The organism is Croceitalea marina (assembly GCF_042684265.1).
Classification (GTDB): domain Bacteria; phylum Bacteroidota; class Bacteroidia; order Flavobacteriales; family Flavobacteriaceae; genus Croceitalea; species Croceitalea marina.
In genome coordinates this window covers 400,878-426,867 of sequence record NZ_JBHULB010000008.1, presented here as the reverse complement: position 1 = coordinate 426,867, position 25,990 = coordinate 400,878, and the positions used below count along the sequence as shown (strand labels likewise).

14 protein-coding genes are annotated in these 25,990 nt (G+C 38.0%); 6 read left to right on the top strand and 8 right to left on the bottom strand.

Annotated features, from left to right (window positions below; genetic code table 11):
• Positions 1-286 precede the first annotated feature (286 nt).
• On the bottom strand, positions 287-1,846 hold the full coding sequence (locus tag ACFSQJ_RS08960) for a hypothetical protein (protein WP_377766610.1): 1,560 nt from the start codon (positions 1,844-1,846) through the stop codon (positions 287-289).
• A gap of 366 nt (positions 1,847-2,212) precedes the next feature.
• Between ACFSQJ_RS08960 and ACFSQJ_RS08955 the strand changes: the two genes are divergently transcribed.
• Complete coding sequence (locus ACFSQJ_RS08955) at positions 2,213-3,103, top strand: hypothetical protein (protein ID WP_377766609.1); 891 nt, start codon at positions 2,213-2,215, stop codon at positions 3,101-3,103.
• A 214-nt stretch (positions 3,104-3,317) separates the two neighbouring features.
• Here the strand turns inward: ACFSQJ_RS08955 and ACFSQJ_RS08950 are convergent, their stop codons facing one another.
• The 7 genes from ACFSQJ_RS08950 to xerA all read right to left on the bottom strand — a co-directional run bounded on the left by ACFSQJ_RS08950 (position 3,318) and on the right by xerA (position 10,418).
• A complete protein-coding gene (locus ACFSQJ_RS08950) occupies positions 3,318-4,058 on the bottom strand; it encodes a phytanoyl-CoA dioxygenase family protein (RefSeq protein ID WP_377766608.1) in 741 nt (246 codons plus the stop codon).
• A 156-nt stretch (positions 4,059-4,214) separates the two neighbouring features.
• A complete protein-coding gene (locus ACFSQJ_RS08945; protein ID WP_377766607.1) occupies positions 4,215-4,988 on the bottom strand; it encodes a hypothetical protein in 774 nt (257 codons plus the stop codon).
• Between the two features lie 118 nt (positions 4,989-5,106).
• Positions 5,107-6,585 carry a nitrilase-related carbon-nitrogen hydrolase gene (locus ACFSQJ_RS08940; protein ID WP_377766606.1) on the bottom strand — a complete coding sequence of 493 codons (1,479 nt, stop codon included), beginning with the start codon at positions 6,583-6,585 and terminating at the stop codon, positions 5,107-5,109.
• A 191-nt stretch (positions 6,586-6,776) separates the two neighbouring features.
• Complete coding sequence (locus tag ACFSQJ_RS08935; protein WP_377766605.1) at positions 6,777-7,538, bottom strand: hypothetical protein; 762 nt, start codon at positions 7,536-7,538, stop codon at positions 6,777-6,779.
• Between the two features lie 160 nt (positions 7,539-7,698).
• Complete coding sequence (locus ACFSQJ_RS08930) at positions 7,699-8,283, bottom strand: hypothetical protein (RefSeq protein ID WP_377766604.1); 585 nt, start codon at positions 8,281-8,283, stop codon at positions 7,699-7,701.
• Positions 8,284-8,539: 256 nt separating this feature from the next.
• Entirely contained in the window at positions 8,540-9,211 is a 672-nt protein-coding gene (locus ACFSQJ_RS08925) for a DUF4468 domain-containing protein (protein ID WP_377766603.1), read from the bottom strand.
• Positions 9,212-9,290: 79 nt separating this feature from the next.
• The gene (gene xerA / locus ACFSQJ_RS08920; RefSeq protein WP_377766602.1) at positions 9,291-10,418 is read right to left on the bottom strand and encodes a site-specific tyrosine recombinase/integron integrase; all 1,128 of its coding nucleotides are present in this window, start codon (positions 10,416-10,418) and stop codon (positions 9,291-9,293) included.
• A gap of 64 nt (positions 10,419-10,482) precedes the next feature.
• Between xerA and ACFSQJ_RS08915 the strand changes: the two genes are divergently transcribed.
• The 5 genes from ACFSQJ_RS08915 to ACFSQJ_RS08895 all read left to right on the top strand — a co-directional run bounded on the left by ACFSQJ_RS08915 (position 10,483) and on the right by ACFSQJ_RS08895 (position 25,987).
• A complete protein-coding gene (locus ACFSQJ_RS08915) occupies positions 10,483-10,857 on the top strand; it encodes a hypothetical protein (protein ID WP_377766601.1) in 375 nt (124 codons plus the stop codon).
• 668 nt (positions 10,858-11,525) lie between these two features.
• A complete protein-coding gene (locus tag ACFSQJ_RS08910; protein ID WP_377766600.1) occupies positions 11,526-21,911 on the top strand; it encodes a T9SS type B sorting domain-containing protein in 10,386 nt (3,461 codons plus the stop codon).
• Positions 21,912-21,931: 20 nt separating this feature from the next.
• Entirely contained in the window at positions 21,932-22,876 is a 945-nt protein-coding gene (locus ACFSQJ_RS08905; protein ID WP_377766599.1) for a PorP/SprF family type IX secretion system membrane protein, read from the top strand.
• A gap of 1 nt (position 22,877) precedes the next feature.
• Positions 22,878-24,824, top strand: a complete 1,947-nt coding sequence (locus ACFSQJ_RS08900) for an OmpA family protein (RefSeq protein ID WP_377766598.1) — start codon at positions 22,878-22,880, stop codon at positions 24,822-24,824.
• Positions 24,825-25,219: 395 nt separating this feature from the next.
• Positions 25,220-25,987: a 2-keto-4-pentenoate hydratase gene (locus ACFSQJ_RS08895; protein WP_377766597.1), complete on the top strand. Its 768-nt coding sequence runs from the start codon at positions 25,220-25,222 to the stop codon at positions 25,985-25,987.
• Positions 25,988-25,990: the final 3 nt, after the last annotated feature.

The window sequence follows — 25,990 nt, the reverse complement described above, 5'->3', positions numbered from 1 at the left end:
TTTAGTTTTCCGGTTGTAAGTTCGTCCAGAATTTTGAGTTTGAAAGATTCGGAATACCGTCTGATTACTTTGTCATTTTTGTACATAATTGTAAGAATTATGTAGCCTTTATTCAGGACGGGTCAGCCTTGTGTACAACGGTCCCGGCTATGAGTAGTTGCGTGGTTTAGCATTTAACTTTACAAGTACACACCAAGTTGGAAATTCCGCAGGAATTTCCAAAATAGACAAGAACAAGCAATTACTTATAGCCATTGTTGTGTGCAGTTTTTATACATATAGTATTTTAATTATTATTTTTTATCAAAGCGATATTTTTTATAACCTGGTTTTTTTCTTTTTGTGACAAGGATTCAAAATCATTTTCTTCGACTAAAAGATAATATTTCAGCGCTTCTTTATAATTTTCTGCATTAATGTAGCTTGCTGCGATGTAATAAAGTATGATAGTTTCCCGAGCGCCATATTGATAAGCTTTAATTAAATTCTTTGCACATTCTTCAAACTTTCCATTGTTATTTGCTTCGTTAGATTTTCGTAAGTAATAACTTTGTTTCTCTAAGTCAATATCAAAAAGTAATACGTTGCTATTTTTTATTTCTTTTTTGAGTTTCTCGTTAACTATTTTTTTTAAATAGTAATATCCTTCTTTTCTAAAATTATCAAGTTCTTTTTCAGTTAGGTTCATTTTGTCTTTAATGTTTCCTTGGTCATCAAGAAGAGAAATTGATTTATTTTTTATATAGCCATCCTTGTCAGTAGAGAATAAAAATAATCTTTTACCATTTTTGTAATAAGCTTCATATGTATAGTTTTCAAAAAGTTGAATTTTATTCGCTCTATTACTGAAATAATTAAAATTGAAACTATATTTTATTTGACCATTATCATAAAACTCTTTAAAATTTGCTTTTTTACCCTTGCTATCATACATAGAACTTTCTTTAATAGACAGATTTTCAAAAGTATTCTCTTTAATATATCTCTCTGAATAGTCAAGTGGATAAAATTTAGTTATCTGTCTTACTGGTATATAAGTTTCGTAAATTGGTATTCTATTATCTCTTGTAGAATAAAAATATTCCATTTTCCCATTTTCTGAGTATTTTTTTACTTCGATAATTTTTTCAAGACTTTCGTCCTCTGATACATAATGAATTCCTGTATATTTTGAAACGCTTCCATTACCTTTATAAACAGTTGTACCAGAATGATATTCTCCACTAGGGTTTTTCCAAATTCTATTTTCAGTTGTTTTCCTGTTTTGAAATGCATTCGTTAAAGCAACAGCTAAATCTGCACTATGCTTTAACAACATTGCGTCTCTATTTTTTGAATAATTGGGGATACTCGAAACAGAGTTTTGGTTTTCATTTGTAGAAGTACTATTTACATTTTCTTCTATTTTACTTTCGCTAATAGAAATTGACGGACAACCATTGAAATTATAATTTGTCTGAATTTTATTTTTCTTGTAGCTATAGATTTCGTCTATTACTTGGCGACTACTAGCATCTCTAACAAAAAAAGTCCAACTATCAACTTTTGACACACAATTATTTTGTTGATATTCTGGATACTGAGTTTTTATCAAATTTTTCAAGTAAGATTTCCATGAATTTAATAACTCATTATCAAGTTCATTCATATAGTTGGCATTTACTTTATAAGGTTGATTTTGACAAACGAATATAGGCGAAACAAAAAATGTAAGGTCTATATCTGAACATGCGCTCACTCGACTTTCGAAAAAGAAATATAAATCTGTTGTTTTGTTTTGTGCGTACCCGTTTAAGTAATTGAATGAAATAAATAGTATTAAGGCTATATATTTGAATGTTTTCATAATTAAAAATTTTTGCTCTAAAAAAAATCAGTATAATTTATGTTCAATACTCGATTTTGGGTAGATTTTAGTTGGTTCAAATTGCACACAACGGTTTTGTGTATGATTTCGTTGCGTATGCAAGCACTAAAATAGTAAATAAAAACTGACTAGAAAATTCGGCAGAATTTTCGTGAGTAAGAACTGAACTAGCAATGAATTATACACGTTGTTGCCAACTGTACTTTTCAATCAGTTCAGGCGTTCATTGACATACTGAATACTTTATTTTTTTTAAAAGCGTTGGCAAAATTGCTGACATTCGGAAGCAAAATATCGCCTATTGTCGCTTGTATTTTGTATCTTTGTTGTAGTAAATTGTGTTAAATGAAACTAAAAGAAAACAACGATTTTAGTATAATTATAGACTTTGATAAGAAATCTCCAAATCCATCGAGAGTTTTTAAATCAATGGCTTCTTTAATTGAATCGTTTGAGCAATTCGATAAAGATTTAGTTAAACATATTGACAATAAAATTGAAACTGTTTTAATTCTCGAAGATGTAGAGAAAGGTTCTTTAAAAACAATTTTAGCAAACGCATTAAGAAAAATTCCAGATAGTGCTATTAGTGATTTAGATTATAAAAAAATAATAGGTCATTATTTATTAAAAGCAAAATACATTGCTTTAAATGCTTTAGAAGGTAAAGTCTTATTGACTGATGCTACTGAAATTGAAGTTATTGAAATGGAATTGAAAAAAGCAGCAAGCGAAACTGGAATCGACCAAATTCCAACTTATGTTCCGACAAACAAAAAAACCATAATAAAAAACATAGATAATATAAATCAGTCTTTAGAAATACTTTCAGATACAGATAAAGTTTCTTATGAGTCTCCATTTGGAAATGCATCTTTCAATCTTGATTTGAAAATCGATGTAGAGTCAATGGAAGATTTAATCACGGAAGAAGAATTAGTATCTAATTCCAAAATGATTTTAAAGGTTAAAAAACCTGATTATTTAGGCGATTCAAAATGGTCTTTCAAACACGGAAATGGGACTATATCTGCAAAGATTACGCACCAAGAATGGTTAAAAGATTTTCAAAATAGAAAAATAGATGTTCGCCCTCAAGATTCTTTGGTTTGTATGGTGAAGATAACTGTTAAATACGACTACAACTACGAGTTAATAAGCACAACTCACGAAATTACTGAAGTTATAAAAATAAATCCAAGACCTTCAGATGATAATCAAATGTCATTAATATAATTCCGTTTTTCATTCCGCATACCTGCTAAAAAAAGCAAGGCAAAAAATAAAGAAATTTCAGTAAGTCAGTTGAATAATACTTGGTTCAGTTGTATTGTTGGCAACGGTTTTGTATAAGATTAGTTGCGTGGTTAAGCAACGAATTTAGCAAATACAAACCGAATAGAAAATCCGCGAGGATTTTCGTAAGCAGGCTCGTACCAAGCAATTAATTTTATACGTTGTTGGCAACTGGCTTTTTTATTCCATAACGTTCCAACCAAGCCAACGGTTCAGTTAATTTATGTTTATTAAATTCTAAATGTATTACTCGTCTTTTCTTTCCGTTTGTTGTTCTATTAGAAGCGTGTAAAGTCAGCGGTTTCATTAACATTGCTCCTCCTTTTTCTACTTCGCAGATAAATTCGTTTTCTAAATTCCAATCTTTCGAGTCGGCACGAACAATTCCGTTTAAGTGAGATTTCGGAATTACTTTTAACGCTCCGTTGTTTTTATCCGTTTTGTCTAAATGAATTCGGATTGTTATTGTGTCTTGTAAAATTTCAATTGGTGGTTGAACTCCGAATTGACCTTTTTTAAAAGTCCAATTCACATAATTTTCCAAATCGGCTTTTTTGTCAACTGATATGCTCAAATCTTGGTGATAAGCAACAAACCAATTCGATTTACTTGGTTTGTCAAAATATATGGCTTTTGTCAGGAAATATTCGGATTCGTAAAGGTCAGAAATTAATTCAGTCAGTTTTCTGTTAAACAACAGATTGCTCAATTCAGGCAAATTTTTAATTAACTGTCTAATTGCAAACAAGTCCTTTGTTTTCATAAACGAATTTCCGTCGTGTTCAGCATTTTCGATACAAGCTAGAATTCGGCTTATTTCGTTGTCCGAATACAAGTCAGCTAAAACGGAAAATCCATTTTTTTCAAGTTCTATTTTGTTCCTTGCGTAGTTCATTTTTCAGCTTGTTGCCAACGGTCTCGTATAACCGTCAGTTACGGGTTTATATGCGTTAATTTTCGATTTGGCACTGACTTTAGCAATTCCGAGTGGATTCGGACGTAGTCGAATCCGCCGTAATTGCGGTTATACATTGTTGGCTGTAGTTGTTTTTTATTCAATTATTTCTTCAAGTTTGTGTTCAATCACCATTCCATTTTCGGTTTTAGTTGTCGAATAAAGTTCGCCCAAACTTTCGCAAGTACAACCTGTCCAAGTTCCATTTAATTTTTCCGTTTGCCCATTAAATTCAGCTGTCAATGTTTTTCGTGATTCCATTATTGCACAGTTATATTCTATTCCATTGAACACTTTTTTCACGTATTCTTTATGAGTTGTATGTCCCTGAAACTTTCTTGAAACCATTTTACCATTAAAAGGTATTTCATACTCATATGAATTTCCAAAAGTTCCGAATTCACAAAATCTATTTCCAACGATAGAATCCTTGGTTGGTATCAATTCGGGATATACATCTACTCTTGTAAAAGACTCTAGAACTTTCGGAATTCCATTGGTCAGAGTAAATATAGTTGAGTCAGTTACTATTCCTTGAGAGTTTTCTGTAACACTAAAAAGTAAAGAATCTCTATCAACTTTTAATGAATATCTTTTTTTAAACAATTCAGTTTTAGATTCTCTATTCGATTTTAAAGAGTAGACAAAAGTTTTTCCATTAGTAAAATTGCTAATCGGATAAATGTAGCTCACAAGTTTTGTGTTATTACAGTCTTTACTTTTCAGTTCAACTTTCTTTTCAGAGTTCTGACAGCTTAAAAGTCCGATTAGTATTATAAAGTATAAAGTTTGTTTCATTTCAATTACAGCCAACGGCTCGTATAAGAAAAGTAGGGCAGGTGGTAAGCGATGTCGTTTCGGTTTAGCCACAAGCCGAATCTTTTGTATTTTGTTTTTACCTTATTTTTCCAAAAGCCAAATCAAAAGATTTGGCGACTTTGCAAATGCACCCAAGCTCTTAAATATAGCACTTTCTGCCCTATTTTTTTTATACATTGTTAGTGGCTGTGGTTTTACGCAATCTTTTTCTTCTAATACCAAAAAATAACATTACCCCCAAACCAATAATCGATAACCAACCAAATAAATCTCCTATTAAAGGATATAATGTCCATATTCGTTTATTTGGTACTTGTCCCATCATAACCCAATTTTCGGTCGAGAAATGGTCTAATTGAGAAATTGTTTTACCTCTTGAGTCAGTCATTATTGAAAGCCCGTTTCGGGTCTGTCTAACAACCGAACAGCCATTTTCTATTCCTCTATAAACCGCAACGATTGTATGTAAAGGGTCTATTTCTTTCCAATCCGATGCTGGAATAAGAAGAATATCCGTTTTGGATTTACCAATCTGTTTGACTATCGAGGGAAAATCTGCGTCCCAACATATAATGCCCGCTACTTTTCCATATTTTGTTTCTATTGTTTTTATAGTTTTATCACCTTCGACAGAACCTTCTAAAAAGTTGCCGCCGAATTTAAAATGTTCAATTACAATGTCTCCAGTTGGTGTAAACATCAAAATCTTGTTCTCTGGTTTTTGACCTTTTGGGACAATCGTTAAAAGATTTGTCATTATGTAAATGTTCTTTTCCCTTGAAAGTGATTTTAGCATTTCTATTAATTCATTTTCGTCACTTTTCAGTATTTCAGCCGAAATTTCGCTCCAAACTATGATTTTCGAGCCAGCGTCAGCTTCGACTGACGTTTTATTGATTAAGTCTTGGATAATCCTTTTACTTATTTTTCTAAAAGCAATAGTGTCATTTTTGCTTCGACTTTTCCACATTTCATAACCTCCAATATTTTTGTCGTGTGTATGCATTGACGAAATTTGGACTGTACCTTTTTCTAAAGATGTGGTTAGTCTAAAATTTCCAAATACCAATATTATTGTTAAAATTGAAGCATAAACTATTAAACCCTTTTTTCTATTTTTCTTGTGAAGTAAACACCAAGAAACAACTGAACCAAACCAAGTTATCATAAAAGTCATCCCCCACATTCCTGTAATAGATGCAAGTTGTGAAAAAGATAAAAATTCAATTTGAGAGTACCCTAAAGCGCCTGTTGTACCAAATGGATTGAACAGGTTTGATAAAAAATCCAATGAAGTATAGGCTAGCGGAAAAACTAAGGTAGCTTTAAATCCATTGATTTTGTTCCAAAATATTCGGTCTACAAGAAAAACAAATCCATAGAGTGCACCAAATAGCATTGGGACGTAATAAAAGATACTCGTAGGGGCACTTGGTATGAATTTTAAAAACGAAAAATGGCTAGAAATACCAAATAGTATTGGTATTACGAGATATGAAAAAAGTTTATTGTTTGTTCTCGAAACTTGTAAAAGAAAGAAAGAGAAAATCCAAGTTGCGAATGCAAAACTCACATTTCCATTTCCAAGGAAAAAGAATAGTGTTCCTAAGGTCAGATAAATTATATTCTTGTAAAGGTGTTTTTTCACTCGGTTCTTGTCATTTTCAATTTAGCACAATGTTTGTTTTACCATTGCCACTAACGTGATTGTGTATGATTTCGTTGCGTGTTTAAGCACTAAAGTTAGCAAATAAATCACAGATAGAAAGTCCGCGAGGACTTTCGTAAGTAGGCTCTAACTAGCAATGAATTATACACGGTGTTGGCATTTCGTTTTTTTTAATTCCGCAATAAATATCCAGTTTGTAATTTCAGTTCCTCGTCATTCGTTTTATTCAGTTCGATAATTCGAGGTTTTATTTCTCGGTCAAACCATTCTTGATTATATCCTTTGATTTTAAATCGAGTGAATCTCATTTGTTGAATTGCATCTAATTGTCTGTTGATATCATCGCTAAAAATAGCGTCTTTTAATCCGCTTAAAGGTGTCCAATTGTCTTGGTTGTTTTTCCACCAATCTTTAGCTTTTTTAATTATAGCATCCAATTCTTTAAACTTCTGTCTTTCAAAATTCACATCGTGTTTTCCAGTCTCAATATATTTGGCATAATCTTTTTTGTGCAAATCCATTAATTCCTTTTCAGTTATCACATTTTCTGTAAATCCAAAATGTTGTGAAGTCAAATTTTCCATTGCCCAACCTGCTCGTATCGCAATCCAGTCTAAATCATAGTCAATTACCCAACCGTGTCCCCAAAATTCAGTTGCACCTGGATAAATCAAATCAGCTGTATTTTGTAATTTTTCAAATGCTTTTGGGTTATTCATTAATTTTAGCAAATCAGGAATTACAGTTTCACCGATATTCAGTAAACTGTCTTTTGCTTTAAATACTTTTTCCCATTCGGCAGAAATAAAGTCGGAAATCAATTCAGGATGTTCAAATTCAGACGTGTCAAATATTTCAGCTTTGGATTCCGTTTTCTGAGCTTTGCAACTTAAAAAACAAGCGAAAATTATAATGTAAAAAATATGTTTCATAGGTTGTCCAAAATGAATGCCAACGGTTTTGTATATGAAAAGTACGTCTTTTTTGGTGGACGTTTTTTTCAGCCGTGATTGTTTGTTATTAAAAGTAGGGGATTATCAAATATAGCGAAAGGTGACGGATTTTTTATATACGTTGTTGCCAGTAGTTTTTTCAGAGTTTTTTCAGCCATTTAATCCATTTATCTTGAATTTCTTTCAATTCAGTTTGTTTTGTATTCATTCTTATTATTCCGAAATCTTCTCCTGTAATTTCTTTAAGCAAGTGGTTTGCTCTTCCAGAAACTTTAAAAAGGTCATCTTGAACTATTCCGCCGTGACCATATGATTTTAAATCTCCGCTTTGTATTCTTTCCCAGATAATTAAATCCGATGTATTTATCAATCCAACCTCTTTGTTGTTAATAATCAGTTCTATCAGTTTTGGAATCATATCAGTGTAATTGAAAGCCAAGAGATATTCTGCGTCAAACACAAAGCTATATTCTTTGTCATTCTCAATTTTATCCACCAAAAATTCTACTGAATGATTCTTTGGAGTAATGGTATCGTAGTTATATATTCTATAGAATCCTCTTTTCTTTTCTTCTATTTGTTTTCGAAATTTTCTTTTTAATGATATTTCTTTAGGGAAATTCAATTCAGTTATTGAATCAGATGCTACTTCTTTAACTGTGTTTTTTTGACCAAAAGTTAGAGAAGATAAAAGCAAAAAATAAAGAAGAAATATTTTTTTCATATCTAGATATTTTCACCAAATCTAAATCAGTTGTTGTGAAATAAAAAAGTGAAATGAGTAAATAGACCTTTTGAATGAGTAAGCGCGATGAATATCAGTTTTCTCAAATTACTGGCAACGTTGTTGTATATGGTTTGTTGCGTGTTTCAAGCAACTAATTTAGTAAATAATTACCGACCAAGAAAGTCCGCGAGGACTTTCGCAAGTAGGCAAGAAGCCAGCAATAAATTATATACGGTGTTGGCAAATCGTTTTTTTACCAATCATCTTTTTTAGTCGATTTAACTGCTTTTTCAATAGAAATCATAGTTGATTTAATACTTTCAATTACACCTTTATTCATTTCCTCAAAGGTCGGTTTTGTCATTTCTTTAAATTTCTCTCTCTTTTTTTTCCCAACCATTGCCTTTTTCCAAAGTTCCTCAATGTAATTATTATAATTGTCTATTTTTTCTTGTTTTAGACCTGTAAAATCTATCATTTCAAATACCATATTATATTGAGATTCCAGATTATAACCTGCTACTGGTGCAGGTGTTATTATATCAGTCAAAGTGTAAATAATTCTGAATTTATTATCCTTAATGTTTATTTCCATAGTATGATTAAATTCAACTGTGCTGAATTCCTGCATATATTTGTTTTTAGGATATAATTCCTTCATTACATTTTTATAAACAGCCTCATTAATTCCTTTAACTATTATGTTTCCAGATTCTTTGTCGTTTAATTGAACAACATTTTGAGCAGAGTTATAATTCAATGCAATCCATTTATTAATCGAAGCAAATATTTCCGTCTTTGATTTTCCTTCTATATCGAAAATTCCTGATATTGTTTTTTCCTCCTGTTCGTATTCTTGCGCATTGCAATTCAATGAAGTCATTAATACAAGGATAATTCCAAAAATTAAATTCGTTTTTTTCATAGGTTTTCGTTTTTTTCTTAAATGTTTGCCAACAATTGGCTAAACGTACCATGGTACGTTTATTTCTTTTTTAGTATTACTAATCTAGTGGATTTTTAATGGTTTCGAAAGTGTTTGTAGCAACATGGGTATAAATTTCAGTAGTTTTGGTCGAACCGTGACCCAATAGAACCTGTATTTGTCTTAAATCTGTTCCTGATTCCAACAAATGTGTTGCAAAGCTATGTCTTAATACATGTGGCGTAACTGTAGTTCGAATTCGTGCCTTTTCAGCAGCTGTTTTTACAATTTTCAAAACGCTGGCACCACTATATTTAATTCCTTTCTTCCCTTCAAATAAGTATAGTTGCGGCTCGTATTTTTTATAGTAGCTCCTTAAATCCTTAAGAGCTGTTTTAGATAATAAGGTAAGTCTGTCCTTGTTACCTTTTGAACCCTCAACTCGGACCAACATGCGTACGCTATCTATATCCTTGATTTTTAAGTTCAATAATTCGCTTCGCCTTAAGCCAGAACTATATAGCAACTGTACAATACATTTATGTTTGATATTATTTGTATTATCAATAATGGACGAAACTTCTTTTTTTGAGATTACCTTCGGAAGTTTCGATTCTTTTCGAGGCCTTTCAATTTCATAAAAACGGTTGGGCATCCCTAAAACGACTTCATAATAAAATTTAATGGCATTTATGGCTTGATTTACATAAGAGTTTGAATGCTTTTTTTGAATAAGACTTTGGAGAAAAGCCCTAATGTCTTTTTCGTCCAATTCTTTTAATTCCTTATCCTTATGGTAATTGATGAATAGTTCAAAAAATGTGACATAGGTTTTGACCGTGCTATTGGCGTAACGTTTTAATTCCAGTTTTAACAAATACTCTTCAGGGCAGAGCCTATATTCTGGAACCGTTTTCCTTTTTCTAAACCACTCTACATCGATGGTCTCGTTACCGGTATTCTTAGGTCTATTGGTCAAAAATCGATTGTAGTTTATCCAGACTAGACCTTTGAATGTTGTAAAAATTATTCCAAGGTTGGTTTTGGTGTTTGGAATATAGGCCATGTTATATTCTTGACTCCACTTGGGGTCAGGCAGACTTTTAATTAACCCTTGAATCAACTTATCAGGCGAAAACTTAATTCCTATCATCTTTTCGTTCTTTATCATAAGATGATATAACGTTATTGATTTCAGTGAATTCATATAACAAGTTTACTTATGTTTAAAATATAAAACGGTATATTAAGTCTATAATATGCGTTTACAAATGACTAATTTCAAAACTTGTCCAGTATGTGATGCGACCGTAAAGGGGAGGTCTGATAAGAAATACTGTTCTAAAAAGTGCAAATCCATAGATCAATATGAGCAACGACAAAAAACAGAAGGATTTTATATTAAGGTTGATAGGCAATTGAAAATTAACCGTAAGGTTTTAAAAAGATTTAATAAATCGGGTTATACGGTCATTAGAAAAAATGAATTACTGAACGAAGGTTTTAATCCAAAGTTTTTTACGCATTATTGGAAGAACAAAAAGGGAGAAGTATATCTTTTTGTTTATGAGTTCGGTTTTTTGAGTAAAATGGACAAAGGAAAAGAAAAATACATTTTGGTCATTTGGCAGGATTATATGGCTTAGAATATGTAACACGGAATAGTATAATCAAATCAAGAATTTAATTATATTTACATCATAAAGAATTACATCATTTGCACTTATTTGATTTAAAAATTGCAATACGGTGTACAGCTATATGTTAGCGGTTTAAATTATTGATAATCAAAGTGATATAGTTCTTCTTTTAGGACTGTCATCCCGACGAACCGTCTTTTGGCGGTCATCACTACCCTGCTAATTTATTGATTATCAGGGTTTTTCATTGTTCTGCACTCATGTAATTTTGACAACCGCTAGTTGTGCATTTTTTACTTCAAAGTTTAATTTTAATTCTCATAATGTAAAAAGTTCTTTTCATTCAAAACGCCCAGCCAAGCTGTTAGGTAAAATCAAACCTTAAAACTATCTTTTAAATAGTTCATTTTTTAGCTCTTTTTCTTCGATTTATGTAAGAAATGTCATAATTTCGAAAAGCATTAACCACTATTCCTTTAAATAAAATCAAAGGTATTTGTGACCTTATTTCAATTATTGTTTCTAATTGCTAAACCAATTAGTAATAGTGTTTTTGCCACAGTTATATCTAAGTTGACAACAAAGAATAGAATTTGTTACTACAAAAGCGAATCTTTGATATATCTACTTTTAGGTATTCACTGATAGAATAACTAACAAACCATTTTGACATTATGAAAAAGTTCCCCAATACTAATCAGAGCAGTCTGTGTCGTTTAAGATTCTTACTTATTTTCCTCAGTGTTATAGCGATTCCATCACTTAGTGCACAGACACCTGGTCAAATATATTCTCCAGCTTCGCCAACTACCAATCCTATGGATCCAAACGGAGACGGTTGGATTACAGCATCTGGATCGGCATTTACCGGCGGGCATGAGCTGCCTGAATTTGAGTTGCCTTTTATTGCGGTTCCCGAACTAACTCCAGAGCCAAATTCTGACCAACAGACCGGTGCTTCATGTGGGCCATCGGATATTATGGGAGATTCCGCCACAGGTTCTGCCGGAGGGTATTATTATATTTCCGACCCTGATGGTATACCGGATAATGGAGATGAATTAATGCTATTTCGATTGCGAATAGCCCGACAAGCCAATGGTGCCTTTGGGTATAGTTTTTTATTTGATACCGATTTTGCTTTTGGACCCTCAGACCCTAATAGCGTAGCGGGAAATCCTGGTTTTGAAATTGAGGTCATCTATGGTAGTGGAAACAATAATGATGTTTTGGTCGAAAATGTAGACGGCACTACGAGCGGAACGAATATTGGTACCTATGACCCGGCGAGCAATAGTCAGCGCTCCGATGCGCTGAACACAAATCCTGGTTGTGCTGGTAACGACCCCATTTTTATTGATTGGTATGTGCCACTTTCAGATATAGGCATTACCACAACACAAAATTTTAGACTCGCCGTGGCAACCGCAAGTTCGCCATCTTCTGCGCTCGGGGGCTCGGCTTCAGATGTCGCCGGAGTTGATGGAGGTGCTATAGGGAGTGACGATGACCAATTTACGGCGGCTGTTTTTGCCTCATCTGATATTGATGGTGACGGTGTTCCTGATGTTAATGATGAAGATGATGACAACGATGGTATTTTAGATATCGAAGAAACACCCGGAGGGGTTGATCCTAATGCTGATTCTGATGGTGATGGCGTGCCAGACTATCAAGATACAGATTTTCCAGGGTTTGTAGATTCGAACTCAGACGGCATCAATGATAATTTCGATACAGATTTAGATGGCATTGAAGACCATATAGATACGGATGCTGACGGTGATGGTTGTGCCGATGCTTTGGAGGCAGGATTTACCGAGAGTACAACAACACCAGGCGAGCTTGCCGGAACAGGATACGATGCCAATAATGGACGTGTTACAGGTAACACCGACGGGTATACAGGAACAAATGCAGACGTAACTGATGCAGCAGCATTTACGGCATGCGCCGCACCACCTGTAGATTCAGATAGTGATGGGGTACCAGATGCAACAGATATTGATAATGACAATGATGGTATTTTAGATAGTGTTGAATGCGGAGGAATGGCTTCAAATTGGGATGTAGCAGCAAATGTTGGAACAACTAATAATATGCCAAATGTTGGTAAACTTACCAATGGAACTTTAGAGGCAAACATTTCTATAAGTTCAACACAATCTACTTTGTCTGCAGATGGTACAACAGAACTGGCTAATTTTTCGGAAAATACAAGCCAATTTATAACAATTGCATCTGATGCGCCCTTAGTAAACGTGGAATTGTTCTTTCAGCATATTTATGCGACAAGCACGCAAACTACTTATATTGGTAATTTTCAAGTAGAACTTTGGGATGGAACCATAGTTAATAATGCAGAATTTACATCCTTATCTGGTGATAATGGCTATCCTCTAATACCACAATCCACCGAAACACCTTTCTCTACAACTACTATTGGTGGTTTAACCTATGCTTTTGATGGTAATACTATTGGTAATACCGCAACTAACCAAACGTATGGAGTGTTAAGTTTGAGTGGAGCAAACTTAGCGAGTGGGGTTAAGCAAGTGACTTTTGAAGTAATTGGCGGCCCTAGTGGAGGTTGTGGTTTAGGTCTGACAGCATTAGTAGTTCCTGATACTGATAATGATGGGATTATAAATTGTTTGGATTTAGATTCAGATAATGATGGTTGTGCCGATGTTTTGGAAGCAGGATTTACCGAGAGTACAACGACACCAGGCGAGCTTGCCGGAACGGGATACGATGCCGATAATGGACGTGTTACAGGTAATACCGATGGGTATACAGGAACAAATGCAGACGTAACTGATGCAGCAACATTTACGGCATGCGCCGCACCACCATCGGATACAGATGGTGATGGCATAGATGATGCTTCAGATTTAGACGATGATGGCGATGGTTTGGCCGATGCTGATGAATATGTTGATGGCAATAATGCTTTTGGAGATGAGGACGGTGATGGTATTTTGAATTTTGAGGATACCACAGACGATGGAACCGGTGATGGCTCGACAACAGATTACACCGATGCAAACAACGATGGTATACCAGATGTGTATGATTTTGACGGTGATGGAATTCCTAATCATTTAGATTTAGATAGTGATGGTGACGGTATACCTGATAATATTGAAGCTCAAAGTACGGCAGGTTATATTCCCCCAAATGGAGATGCCGCCGCAAATGGAGGTTTAGATTCTGCCTATGGCAGTGGAATAGCCACGGTAAATACCGATGGCACCGATAATCCCGACTTTTTAGATTTAGATTCCGATAACGAAGGTGGAAATGATACCGCAGAAGCTGGTCTTGTTTTAAATGGCGATGTTGGTACTAATGGCCTTGATAGCGCGGTAGATAATCCGGCTGATGACTTTTCAGACCCAAATGGAGCTTTCGATGACACACAATTGGATAATTTCCCTGATTCTGATGGCGACGTAGCGACCGGAGGTAATGTAGACTTCAGGGACAACTTTACGGGATCTATCGATTGTGGAATAATCAACACTTTATATCAAACCCGCGGGAATGGTGGAAACAGTACGGCCGAGGTCTATAGATTCAATCCCTTTATTCAAGAATATGTGCAAATTGGAACTTTGGAAGGGGTAACCAATGCTTCAGCTACAAATTCTGCTTACAACGCAGCTTCACAATTGGTCTATTCATTTCCTACAAGCGGTAGTAGTACGCTAAGAGTATATGACCCTTCGAATTTCAATTTTATTGGGCAAATAAATATAAGTGGTGCAGCAGCTGGCTCAACTTTTTCGCTTTTTGCTTTTGAGGATAAGGTGGGTTACATCAATGGAGGTAACATCGTTACCTTCAGTGTGAGCAATATTACTAGTTATCCAGCAACGGTTACCGCTACAAACCAGCCCATAACCGGCACATTTTCAGGAGCAGCTGACTTTGCCCTTTTAGATGGTTTTGTGTATGGTATTTCAAGAACCAACGCCGGGGTAATACGGTTAACAAAAGTAAATTTGACATCAGGTTCTTCAGAACGTTTTGATTTAACCGAAGCCAATGCAACAACCAATACCGACCCAATTACCAGTAATTCGTTTGGTGCGGTCTGGCAAGACCGTGATGGTAATTTATACGCTTTTAACAATGGCAACGGTGATATTTACCGAATTACCGATGTTGCCAATGCAACTGATGGCACAGACTTTACAAAGGTATTTATAGCAGATGATTCAGGTCAAAATGATGGTTTTGGCTGCGAGATTCAGGCCAACCCATTGGATTGGGATGGTGATGGAATAGATAATAGCATCGATTTAGATGATGATAATGATGGTATTTTAGATACCGCAGAAAACAACGGATTAAACCCAAATGCGGATGTGGATGGTGATGGTGTTCCCGCTTCAATTGATGATGACGATGACAATGCTGCAATAGGCAATGCTGATGGCAATGTGCAACCCGAGTTTGATGCAGACGGCGATAATATTCCCAATGCTTATGATCTCGATTCAGACAACGATGGTATTCCTGATAATGTAGAGGCACAATCTACCTTAGGCTACATACCACCGAGTGGAAATGTAGATTTTAACGGAATCGATATTGCTTATGGTGACGGAATCGATAATACGGAGGTAATAAACTCGGACGGCGCACTAATCAATAGCGACATCGTGCCCGACTATTTAGATACCGATAGTGACAATGATGGTGATAGCGATACCTCCGAAGCTTTTGGAGGAACAACGGCTTCAGGCAATGATTCTGATTTTGATGGCATAGATGACAGTTTTGACAATGTGCCAGATGGCGTTTCAGCGGATGGTGCGGCACAAAACGGCACAACCCCTTCTGCTCTGCCTGATGCCGATGGCGATGTAAACGGCGGTGGTGATGTTGATTATCGCGATGTTAAAGATGCCGATGGCGATGGAGTGGTCGATACAGATGATTTAGACGATGATAATGATGGCATTCTAGATACGGAAGAACATAATGGCCTTGATCCATTTGGAGATGCGGATGGTGATGGAGTACCCAACTTTTCTGATGCCAATGATAATGGTACTACAGGAGATGGTTCTACAACAGATTATACCGACACCAATGGAGATGGTATACCAGATGCCTACGATTTTGACCTTGACGGCTTACCAAACCACTTGGATTTGGAAAGTGATGGCGATGGTATTTATGATGTAATTGAAAGTGGTGCTGGTTTAACAGATGCTGATAACGATGGCCAAGTTGATGGTGCAACCGGTGCCAATGGAGTTCCAGATGAAGCGGAAGATGGTGGTGTTGACGGCGCAGGGGTAAGTTTTGTGCCTGTGGATACCGATACTGATGGTAGTCCTGACTTTCTGGATATCGATTCTGATAATGATGGCAATCCAGATGTTACCGATCCCAATAGAACAAATCCCGTAGCCCAAGACGATAACACAACGGCTGATATCGGGGTTCCGAGAACCATTAACGTGTTGGTCAATGATGACTTTTTGGTTGGCAGTACCATAACCGATTTAAATACGGGCAATGCTAACGGTACGGTATCGATAGACCTAGCAACAGGTGAAATAACCTATACACCGGTCTTGGCAGATAATAATTCCACCGTTACCATAAATTATCAGGTTTGTAATGGTAGTGTTTGTGATACGGCAACTCTTTTTGTTACGGTACCTGCATGTGTTGATACTGATGGCGACAACATTTGTGATGCTGATGAAACCCCGGAGACTATAAACGACCCATGTGAGCCAAGATCTAATCCAAATTGGCAACCTCAGGGCACCAATGATTGTGACAATGATGGTTTGACCGATGATGAAGAGACTACAGGTGTTGATGACCCTGGTACACCAGCAAACCCTAATGGAAATACCACAGACCCTACGCTTACCGATACCGATGGTGATGGAATTTCTGATGGTCAAGAAGCCTTGGATGGTACCGACCCTAACGATGACTGTTCATCCATAGGGGGTATTCCGTTGGCAACAGGTGATTGTGATAACGATGGCCTTATTAATGATGATGAGTTCATCGCCGGTACGGATCCTAACAATCCCGACACTGATGGTGATGGTATATTTGATGGTGATGAAGTAAACGTAGACGGCACCGACCCATTGAATGACTGTGACTCGAATAGAGGTACACCATTAGGAACAAGTGATTGCGACAATGATGGTTTGACCAATGATGAAGAAACAACAGGTGTGGATGACCCAGCAACGCCAGCAGACCCTAATGGCGAGATAACCAACCCTGACAATGCAGATACTGACGGAGACACTATAACTGACGGTCAAGAGGCCTTGGATGGCACGGACCCTAATAATTCGTGTGATTCGGTCGGTGGCGCACCGCTTGGAACAGCCGATTGTGATGGCGACGGTTTGACCAATGATGAGGAAACTACGGGTGTAGACGACCCGTCTACCCCTGCTGACCCTAATGGTAACACTTCAAATCCAAATCTAGCGGATACGGATGGAGATGGTATTCCAGATGGTCAAGAAGCCTTGGATGGTACAGATCCCAATAATTCTTGTGACTCGGTCGGTGGAACACCACTGGGCAGTGAAGATTGCGATGGTGATGGGCTAACAAATGATGAAGAAACTACGGGTGTAGATGACCCAAGTACACCTGCTAACCCTGATGGAAACACCACGGACCCGAACAGCGCTGACACCGATGGCGATGGAATTTCCGATGGTCAGGAAGCCTTGGACAATACAGATCCTAATGATTCTTGCAGTTCATTGGGCGGTACCCCTCTTGGTACGGCAGATTGTGATAATGATGGGTTGACCAATGATGAAGAAACTACAGGCGTAGATGACCCATCTACCCCAGCGAATCCTAATGGAGAAACCACTGACCCATCGATAGCGGATACCGATGGTGATGGTATCAGTGATGGTCAAGAAGCTTTGGATGGCACAGATCCTAATGATGATTGCGATGCCATTGGAGGAACACCCTTACCAGATAGCGATTGTGATGGCGACGGTAACCCGACCAGTACGGACCCCAATCCTGATACGGCGACCGCTGTCGACGACAATACTACGGCCGATGTTGGTATTGCGAAAACAATTAACATACTTTTTAACGATGATTTCTTGGCGGGTAGTACCATTACAGATTTAGGTACGGGTACGGCCTCAGGAACCATTGTTCTAAATCAGGCTACAGGCGAGTTAACCTATACCGCAACCGCAGCAGAAGACAATAATACGGTCACCGTAAATTATGAGGTTTGTAATGGAACGGTCTGTGCCACGGCAACAGTGTTCATTACCATTCCTGCCTGTGCGGATGCAGATGGTGACAATATCTGTGATGTGGATGACCCAGCACCTAATGACCCCTGTGTTCCTATGAGTAATCCAGATTGGCAACCGGTCGGTACTAGTGACTGCGATGGTGACGGTTTAACCTACGATGAAGAGACTACGGGTATCGATGACCCAAGTACACCTGCAAATCCAAGCGGTAACATAACCGATCCTATGCTTGCAGATACGGATGGTGATGGTATAAGCGATGGTCAGGAAGCTTTGGACGGCACCAATCCAAATAACGATTGTGATTCAATCGGCGGAACACCACAACGAACCAGTGATTGCGATAACGACGGTTTGACCAATGATGAAGAGACTACAGGAGTAGATGACCCGTCAACTCCGGCAAACCCTAATGGAAATACTACAGACCCAAATCTAATGGATACTGATGGAGACGGTATTTCTGATGGTCAAGAAGCTTTGGATGGTACAGATCCCAATGATTCGTGTGATTCTGTTGGCGGTATGCCTTTAGGAACAAGTGATTGTGATGGTGACGGACTCACCAATAGTGAAGAGATTACAGGAGTTGATGATCCTAGCACCCCGGCCAATCCTAATGGTATTTCCACAAATCCAAATATCGCGGATACGGATGGAGATGGCATTTCTGACGGACAAGAAGCCCTTGATGGTACCGACCCTAATAATTCATGCGATTCGGTAGGCGGTACTCCCTTAGGTACAGCGGATTGTGATGGTGACGGTTTGACCAATGATGAGGAAACAACAGGCGTGGATGATCCTAGTACTCCAGCAAATCCTAATGGTAATACAACAGACCCTAATGTGGTCGATACAGATGGTGATGGTATTTCTGATGGTCAAGAAGCCTTGGATGGTACCGACCCTAATAATGATTGTGATGCTTTTGGAGGAACGCCACTTGGAACCAGTGATTGCGATAATGATGGATTGACGAATGATGAGGAAACAACAGGTGTAGATGACCCTAGTACTCCAGCAAATCCTAATGGTAATACAACTGATCCTAATAATGCCGATACCGATGGTGACGGTATAATTGATGGTCAAGAAGCCTTGGATGGCACAAATCCTAACGATGATTGTGACTCGGTGGGTGGCACACCACTGGCCGCGAGCGATTGTGATGGAGATGGTAACCCTAATGGTACCGATCCGAACCCTGGGGTTGGAACAGCCGTAGATGACAATACTACAGCAGATGTGGGCGTTCCAAAGACCATTAATATTCTAATAAATGACGATTTCTTGGCGGGTAGCACTATTACCGACTTGGGTACTGGCACTGCTGCAGGAACAATAAGTATCGATCAAGCTACGGGTGAACTTACCTATACGGCGATTGCAGCTGAAGACGATTCTACGGTTACGGTGATCTATGAAGTCTGCAATGGTACAGTATGTGATACGGCTACCGTATTTATTAGTATACCCACTTGTGTAGATACCGATGGAGATAATATTTGTGATGTAGATGATCCTGCTCCTGCAGACCCCTGTATTCCAAGGTCTGATCCAAATTGGCAGCCTGTTGGTACAAGCGATTGTGATAATGATGGGCTAACCTATGCTGAAGAGACCACTGGTGTTGATGACTCTGCGACTCCTGCAGATCCAAATGGAAATTTGACCGACCCAGACAATATAGACTCTGATGGCGATGGTATAAGTGATGGTCAAGAAGCTTTGGATGGTACGGACCCTAATGATTCTTGTAGTTCTTTAGGTGGCACCCCTCTTGGCACTGCAGATTGTGATAATGATGGCCTAACCAATGATGAAGAAACTATTTTGGGTACCGACCCTGAAAATCCTGATACAGATGGGGATGGTATCGATGATGGCCAAGAAGCCAATATCGATGGCAGCGACCCATTGGACGATTGTAATTCAAACGGTGGAACTCCATTGGGCACAAGTGATTGTGACAATGACGGCCTTACCAATGCTGATGAGACAACTGCAGGTACAGATCCAAATAACCCTGACAGCGATGGTGATGGAATAAATGATGGGCAAGAAGTAAATGTTGACGGAACCGATCCATTGGACGATTGTGATTCGGTTGGCGGTACACCTTTAGGTGCAAGCGATTGTGACAATGATGGATTGACCAACGACCAAGAATCGGCTTTGGGTACAAACCCAGATATAGCAGATACTGATGGTGACGGTATTGACGATGGTCAAGAAGTACTTAGCGATAACACAGACCCCAACGATTCTTGTGATTCTATTGGCGGTACACCAACAGGTGCTTCAGATTGTGATAACGATGGATTGACCAATGATGAAGAAACCAATGCCGGCACAGACCCTAACAATCCAGATTCTGATGGTGACGGCCTGACCGACGGTGAAGAGGTGAATAATGTAGATGACCCGAGTACGGGCGAATCTCCTAACGGAACAAGCGACCCATTAAATCCATGTGATCCTAACAATTCGGATGCTCTTTGCGATACAGATGGCGATGGCCTAACGGATGGTGAAGAAATTGCTATTGGCACAGACCCGAACAATCCTGATTCTGATGGTGATGGACTCACCGATGGTGAAGAGGTGAATAATGTGGATGACCCGAGTACGAGCGAATCTCCTAATGGCACCAGTGACCCATTAAATCCATGTGACCCTGATAATACGGACGCTTTATGCGATACGGATGGTGATGGACTAACGGATGGCGAAGAAATTGCAATTGGCACGGACCCTAACAATCCTGATTCTGATGGTGATGGTCTCACCGATGGCGAAGAGGTGAATAATGTTGATGACCCGAGTACAGGTGAATCTCCTAACGGAACAAGCGATCCATTAAACCCATGTGACCCTGATAACACGGACGCTTTATGCGATACGGATGGTGATGGACTAACGGATGGCGAAGAAATTGCAATTGGCACGGACCCTAACAATCCTGATTCTGACGGTGACGGCCTGACCGATGGTGAAGAGGTGAATAATGTTGATGACCCGAGTACAGGTGAATCACCTAACGGAACAAGTGATCCATTAAATGCTTGTGACCCGAACAGTTCAAACAGTGCTTGTGATAGTGATGGAGATGGATTGACCGATGCCGAAGAAGCTACTTTGGGTACGGATCCTAACAATCCTGATTCTGATGGAGACGGTATCAATGACGGCCAAGAAGTTATTGATAACACTAATCCTTTGGATGATTGCGATTCTAGTGGTGGTACACCGCTTGGTACAAGTGATTGTGATGAGGATGGTCTTACCAATGATGAAGAAGATGTAAATGGCAACGGCTCGGTCGACGAAGGTGAAACAGACTCAAATAATCCGGATTCAGATGGAGATGGTATCAATGATGGTCAAGAGGTGGCTGATGGTACAAACCCATTAGACCCTTGTGATTCTGTAGGTGGAACGCCACCGGAAGGTGCCGCTTGTGATATCGATATCGAGAACGATTTGGTTGATCCAAATCTGAATCAAGGCGCATTCATCATAAGAAATATCGAAAGCTTCCCTGATAATACCGTTGAAATTTATAACCGCTGGGGCGTAAAGGTTTTTGAGACCAAGGGGTATGATAATAGAGGTAATGTTTTTACAGGTATTTCCAATGGTAGGGCAACGATTCAAGAGAATGACCAGCTACCTGTAGGGGTTTACTATTATGTAATAAAGTATTTAGTAAACGGCGAAGGAAAATCCAGAGCAGGATATCTATACATCAATCGATAATAAATTTTAGCGTGAAAACCATGAAACATATATATATCACTTTAGTATTACTGTTTACGATTTCGGCTGCAATATATGGGCAGCAAGATGCACAGTATACGCAATACATGTACAATACCCTGTCGGTTAACCCTGCATATGCCGGTTCAAGGGGTGTTTTTAGCATAGCTGCATTACATCGTTCGCAATGGGTAGGATTGGACGGTGCACCTACAACACAGACCTTAAACTTTAACACCCCTGTTTCTCGAAGGGTAGGTATCGGATTGTCTATTGTAAATGATGAAATTGGTAACGGAACCAATCAAGACACCTATTTTGATGGAGCATTCTCATACACCATACCTACTTCTGATCAAGGAAAACTTTCCTTTGGTCTAAAGGCAGGAGGGCATTTTCTCAATGTAGATTTTAATCAACTTCGCAACTTTCAAGCCGAAGGGAGCGCAGGCGCCCCCCCAAACATCGATAAAAAGTTCTCTCCAAATTTTGGAGCCGGAGTTTATTATCATACCGATAGGTTCTATGCTGGGCTTTCAGTACCCAACTTTTTGGAAACGGAACATTTTGATCGATCAGGGGAAACAGGGGGCTCCTCTTTTCTAGCGCAAGAACGTATGAACTGGTATCTGATTTCCGGGTATGTTTTTGAATTGAACCAAGATTGGAAGTTTAAACCAGCGGTTCTTTTTAAGGCGGTTCAAGGTGCTCCATTACAGGCCGACCTTTCCGCCAATTTTTTATTGAGGGATAAGTTCTCTTTTGGGGCCGCGTACAGATGGAGTGCTGCTCTCAGTGCTTTGGTGGGCATACAGCTAAGCGACCAGTTCATGTTAGGCCTGGCATATGACCGCGAAACCACTGAGTTGGGCAATACCGCTTTTAACGATGGCTCTTTCGAGGTATTCTTGAGATATGAATTTTTGACCCGGTATAGAAAAGTAGTAACCCCTAGATTCTTTTAAAATGACAAAACTAAGATATATACCTGCCCTAATCATCGTACTTAGCATCTTCTCGGGCAATGCGCAGAAAAATGAAAAGGCCAAAAGGGCAAAAATCGATTATGAAGCTTTTGCCTATCAAGATGCGATTGGCACCTATGAAGATATGGTCGAAGCGGGTTACACCAGCCAAGAGATTTTTCAGAACCTTGGTAACGCCAACTATCTGAACGCCAATTATGAAGAGGCTGCCAAGTGGTATGGACAACTCTTTACTATGGATTCTGTACAAATCGAAGCCAACTATTATTTCAGGTATGCCCAGAGTCTTAAAAGTTTAAAGCAATATGAAAAATCCCATGAGTGGATGGAACAGTTCATAAAAAGGTCCAAGGTCGACGGAAGAGCATCAAAGTTTACAAACAACAGAAATTATCTAGAGGATATCAAAAAGCGTTCTGGGCGTTATGAAATATCATTAGCGGACATCAACTCTAAAAGTTCGGATTTTGCACCCTCGTTTTTTGGAAATCAATTGGTTTTCTCCAGTGCCAGGGACACTGGTATTGCCACAAGAAGAATCCATGAATGGAACGATACTCCTTTCCTGAATTTATTTTCAGGAACCATGGATGAAAACGGTAATGCCAATAACCCAAAACGTTTTTCCAAAACATTGAACGCCAAGACCCACGAATCTTCTACTGTATTCACAAAAGATGGAAAGACTATTTATTTTACCAGGAACAATTCTGATAATGGCAGACGATTTTCAAGGGACAAAAAAGGCGTTAGCAGGTTGAAAATCTTTAGGGCCGATCTTGTTGAAGGAGAATGGAAAAACATCATAGCGTTGCCTTTCAATGGAGATGATTATTCCACTGCCCACCCCACATTGGACCGTGATGAAAAAAGACTATTTTTTGCATCCGATAGACCGGGTACGTTCGGGGCATCTGACATATGGGTTGTAGAACTATTCGATGACGGTAACTTTGGCGAGCCCGTTAACCTTGGGCCGGAAATTAATACAGAAGGTAGAGAGACCTTCCCTTTTATTACAGACAATGATATCTTATACTTTGCTTCCGACGGTCATCCCGGTCTGGGCGGTCTGGATGTTTTTGCTTCGGAAATACTGCCCAATCGACCAAAAGAAGTACTGAACTTGGGAGAACCTGTAAATAGTGATGAGGACGATTTTTCTTTTATAATTGATACGGAAAGCAAAAAGGGATATTTTGCTTCGAACAGACCTAATGGATTGGGAAGTGATGATATCTATTCTTTTCAGGAAACCGAACCTCTGGTCTTCAAATGTATTTCGAATATCTCGGGTATTGTAAAAAATAGCGACGACGGCAGCATTTTGGCAAATACCAGTGTAGAGATTTTCGGGACCAATGGTAATGTTCTCACTTCCACAAAATCAAATGAAAAAGGGCAATTCTCGGCCGCTTTCGAATGCGATGGAACAGATTACACTATTGTAGGTACAAAACGAGGCTTCGATGACGGTAAGACACAGTTCAACCTTAAAACATCGAAAGAAATCAACAACCTGGAACTGTTGCTGAAACCTGAAGAAAAACAAGCAAAAGAAGGAACAGACCTTACAAAATTATTAGAACTCAGGCCTATCTATTTTGACTTGGACAAATCAGCGATAAGACCCGATGCCATAGTCGAACTGGAAAAAGTTCGGGACTATATGCGTCAATTTCCGAAATCTAAAATTACTATTAAGTCACATACGGATAGTAGAGGAGATGATAGTTATAACCTGAGCCTTTCGAAAAGACGTGCTAAGGCTACATTAAACTATTTGGTAAACAAAGGCATAAGTTCAAGTAGGCTAAAAGCCAAAGGTTATGGTGAGAAGCAATTATTAAACAGATGCACAAATGGGATTGATTGTACAAATGAGGAACATGATATCAACCGCAGATCTGAGTTTATCATTGAGTAAATGCTTTTATCATAAGATTAATTCGTAACTAAAAGATTGATTAATTGTAATTATTTGTCATAAAAACATAATGAAGGAGACTACTTAATATGTAAGTGAAAAATGAAAATCATAGAGATAGATGTAATAGTAGCATTTCTTTAAATTATTTTGTAACGCACCAATACCCTGCTAGTTTATAGATTAGTGGGGTTTTTATTTTTACTACTTGATTTTTAAACATCTCTTAATTATCAGAGTAGATGAATTAAAGTATAATCCACCCTAATTAAATCTGTTTCTTATACCCCCCAATAGTAGAATTTAATACCATTTCTATCCTAAAAATTTGATTCTCGATTAGGCAGATGACATTTTTTTATTTATTTTCATATAATAAAATTGCATTTCATATAATGAAACAAAATATTGTTGAGTTTCCCGAGATTTTAGATGATGCTGCAAAGAATGCAGCCCCCATACCACAATTAAGTGAACGTGCTGAGCTGTCATTGGGTGACGCCTATGAGATTCAAGAGGCCGCAATTAACTTGCGAATGCAAAGGGGAGAAGTTCTTTCAGGTATTAAACTTGGGTTTACCAGCAAGGCCAAGATGGAACAAATGGGAGTTCATGATTTAATTTGGGGCAGACTTACCGATAAGATGGAAATTGAAAATCATGGATATTTAGATAGTAAAAGATTTATTCATCCAAGAGCCGAACCTGAGGTGGCCTATCTTTTAAAAAAGGATGTTGATCAAAATGTGACGAACGATAATGTTCTTGAATACGTATCTAACGTTGCTGCAGCTATTGAAATTATAGATTCTAGATACAAGAATTTTAAATTTTCTTTAGAAGATGTTATAGCTGATAATTGTTCTTCATCTGCCTATGTGCTTGGTGACTGGAAAGATTTTTCAATTGATGCGTCAAATTTGGAAATTAAGATGATGGTAAACAAGCAACTTGTGCAAAGCGGAAATTCTAAGGCAATTTTAGGTAATCCATTGAACTCGTTATTAGAGGCTTTTCGTTTGGCAAAACAGTACAATGTTGATTTAAAGAAAAACATGATTATTCTGGCAGGTGCGGCTACTCCAGCAGTATATGTGCACAAGAATGATGTTGTAGCAGTTGAGGTAGAGGAACTTGGTAAAGTAACATTGAAAGTAAATTAAAAA

Coding starts and splice junctions, on each gene's coding strand:
- ACFSQJ_RS08960 (WP_377766610.1), bottom strand. CDS start 1,846: ATGAAAACATTCAAATATATAGCCTTAATACTATTTATTTCATTCAAT.
- ACFSQJ_RS08955 (WP_377766609.1), top strand. CDS start 2,213: ATGAAACTAAAAGAAAACAACGATTTTAGTATAATTATAGACTTTGAT.
- ACFSQJ_RS08950 (WP_377766608.1), bottom strand. CDS start 4,058: ATGAACTACGCAAGGAACAAAATAGAACTTGAAAAAAATGGATTTTCC.
- ACFSQJ_RS08935 (WP_377766605.1), bottom strand. CDS start 7,538: ATGAAACATATTTTTTACATTATAATTTTCGCTTGTTTTTTAAGTTGC.
- ACFSQJ_RS08930 (WP_377766604.1), bottom strand. CDS start 8,283: ATGAAAAAAATATTTCTTCTTTATTTTTTGCTTTTATCTTCTCTAACT.
- ACFSQJ_RS08925 (WP_377766603.1), bottom strand. CDS start 9,211: ATGAAAAAAACGAATTTAATTTTTGGAATTATCCTTGTATTAATGACT.
- xerA (WP_377766602.1), bottom strand. CDS start 10,418: ATGAATTCACTGAAATCAATAACGTTATATCATCTTATGATAAAGAAC.
- ACFSQJ_RS08915 (WP_377766601.1), top strand. CDS start 10,483: ATGACTAATTTCAAAACTTGTCCAGTATGTGATGCGACCGTAAAGGGG.
- ACFSQJ_RS08910 (WP_377766600.1), top strand. CDS start 11,526: ATGAAAAAGTTCCCCAATACTAATCAGAGCAGTCTGTGTCGTTTAAGA.
- ACFSQJ_RS08905 (WP_377766599.1), top strand. CDS start 21,932: ATGAAACATATATATATCACTTTAGTATTACTGTTTACGATTTCGGCT.
- ACFSQJ_RS08900 (WP_377766598.1), top strand. CDS start 22,878: ATGACAAAACTAAGATATATACCTGCCCTAATCATCGTACTTAGCATC.
- ACFSQJ_RS08895 (WP_377766597.1), top strand. CDS start 25,220: ATGAAACAAAATATTGTTGAGTTTCCCGAGATTTTAGATGATGCTGCA.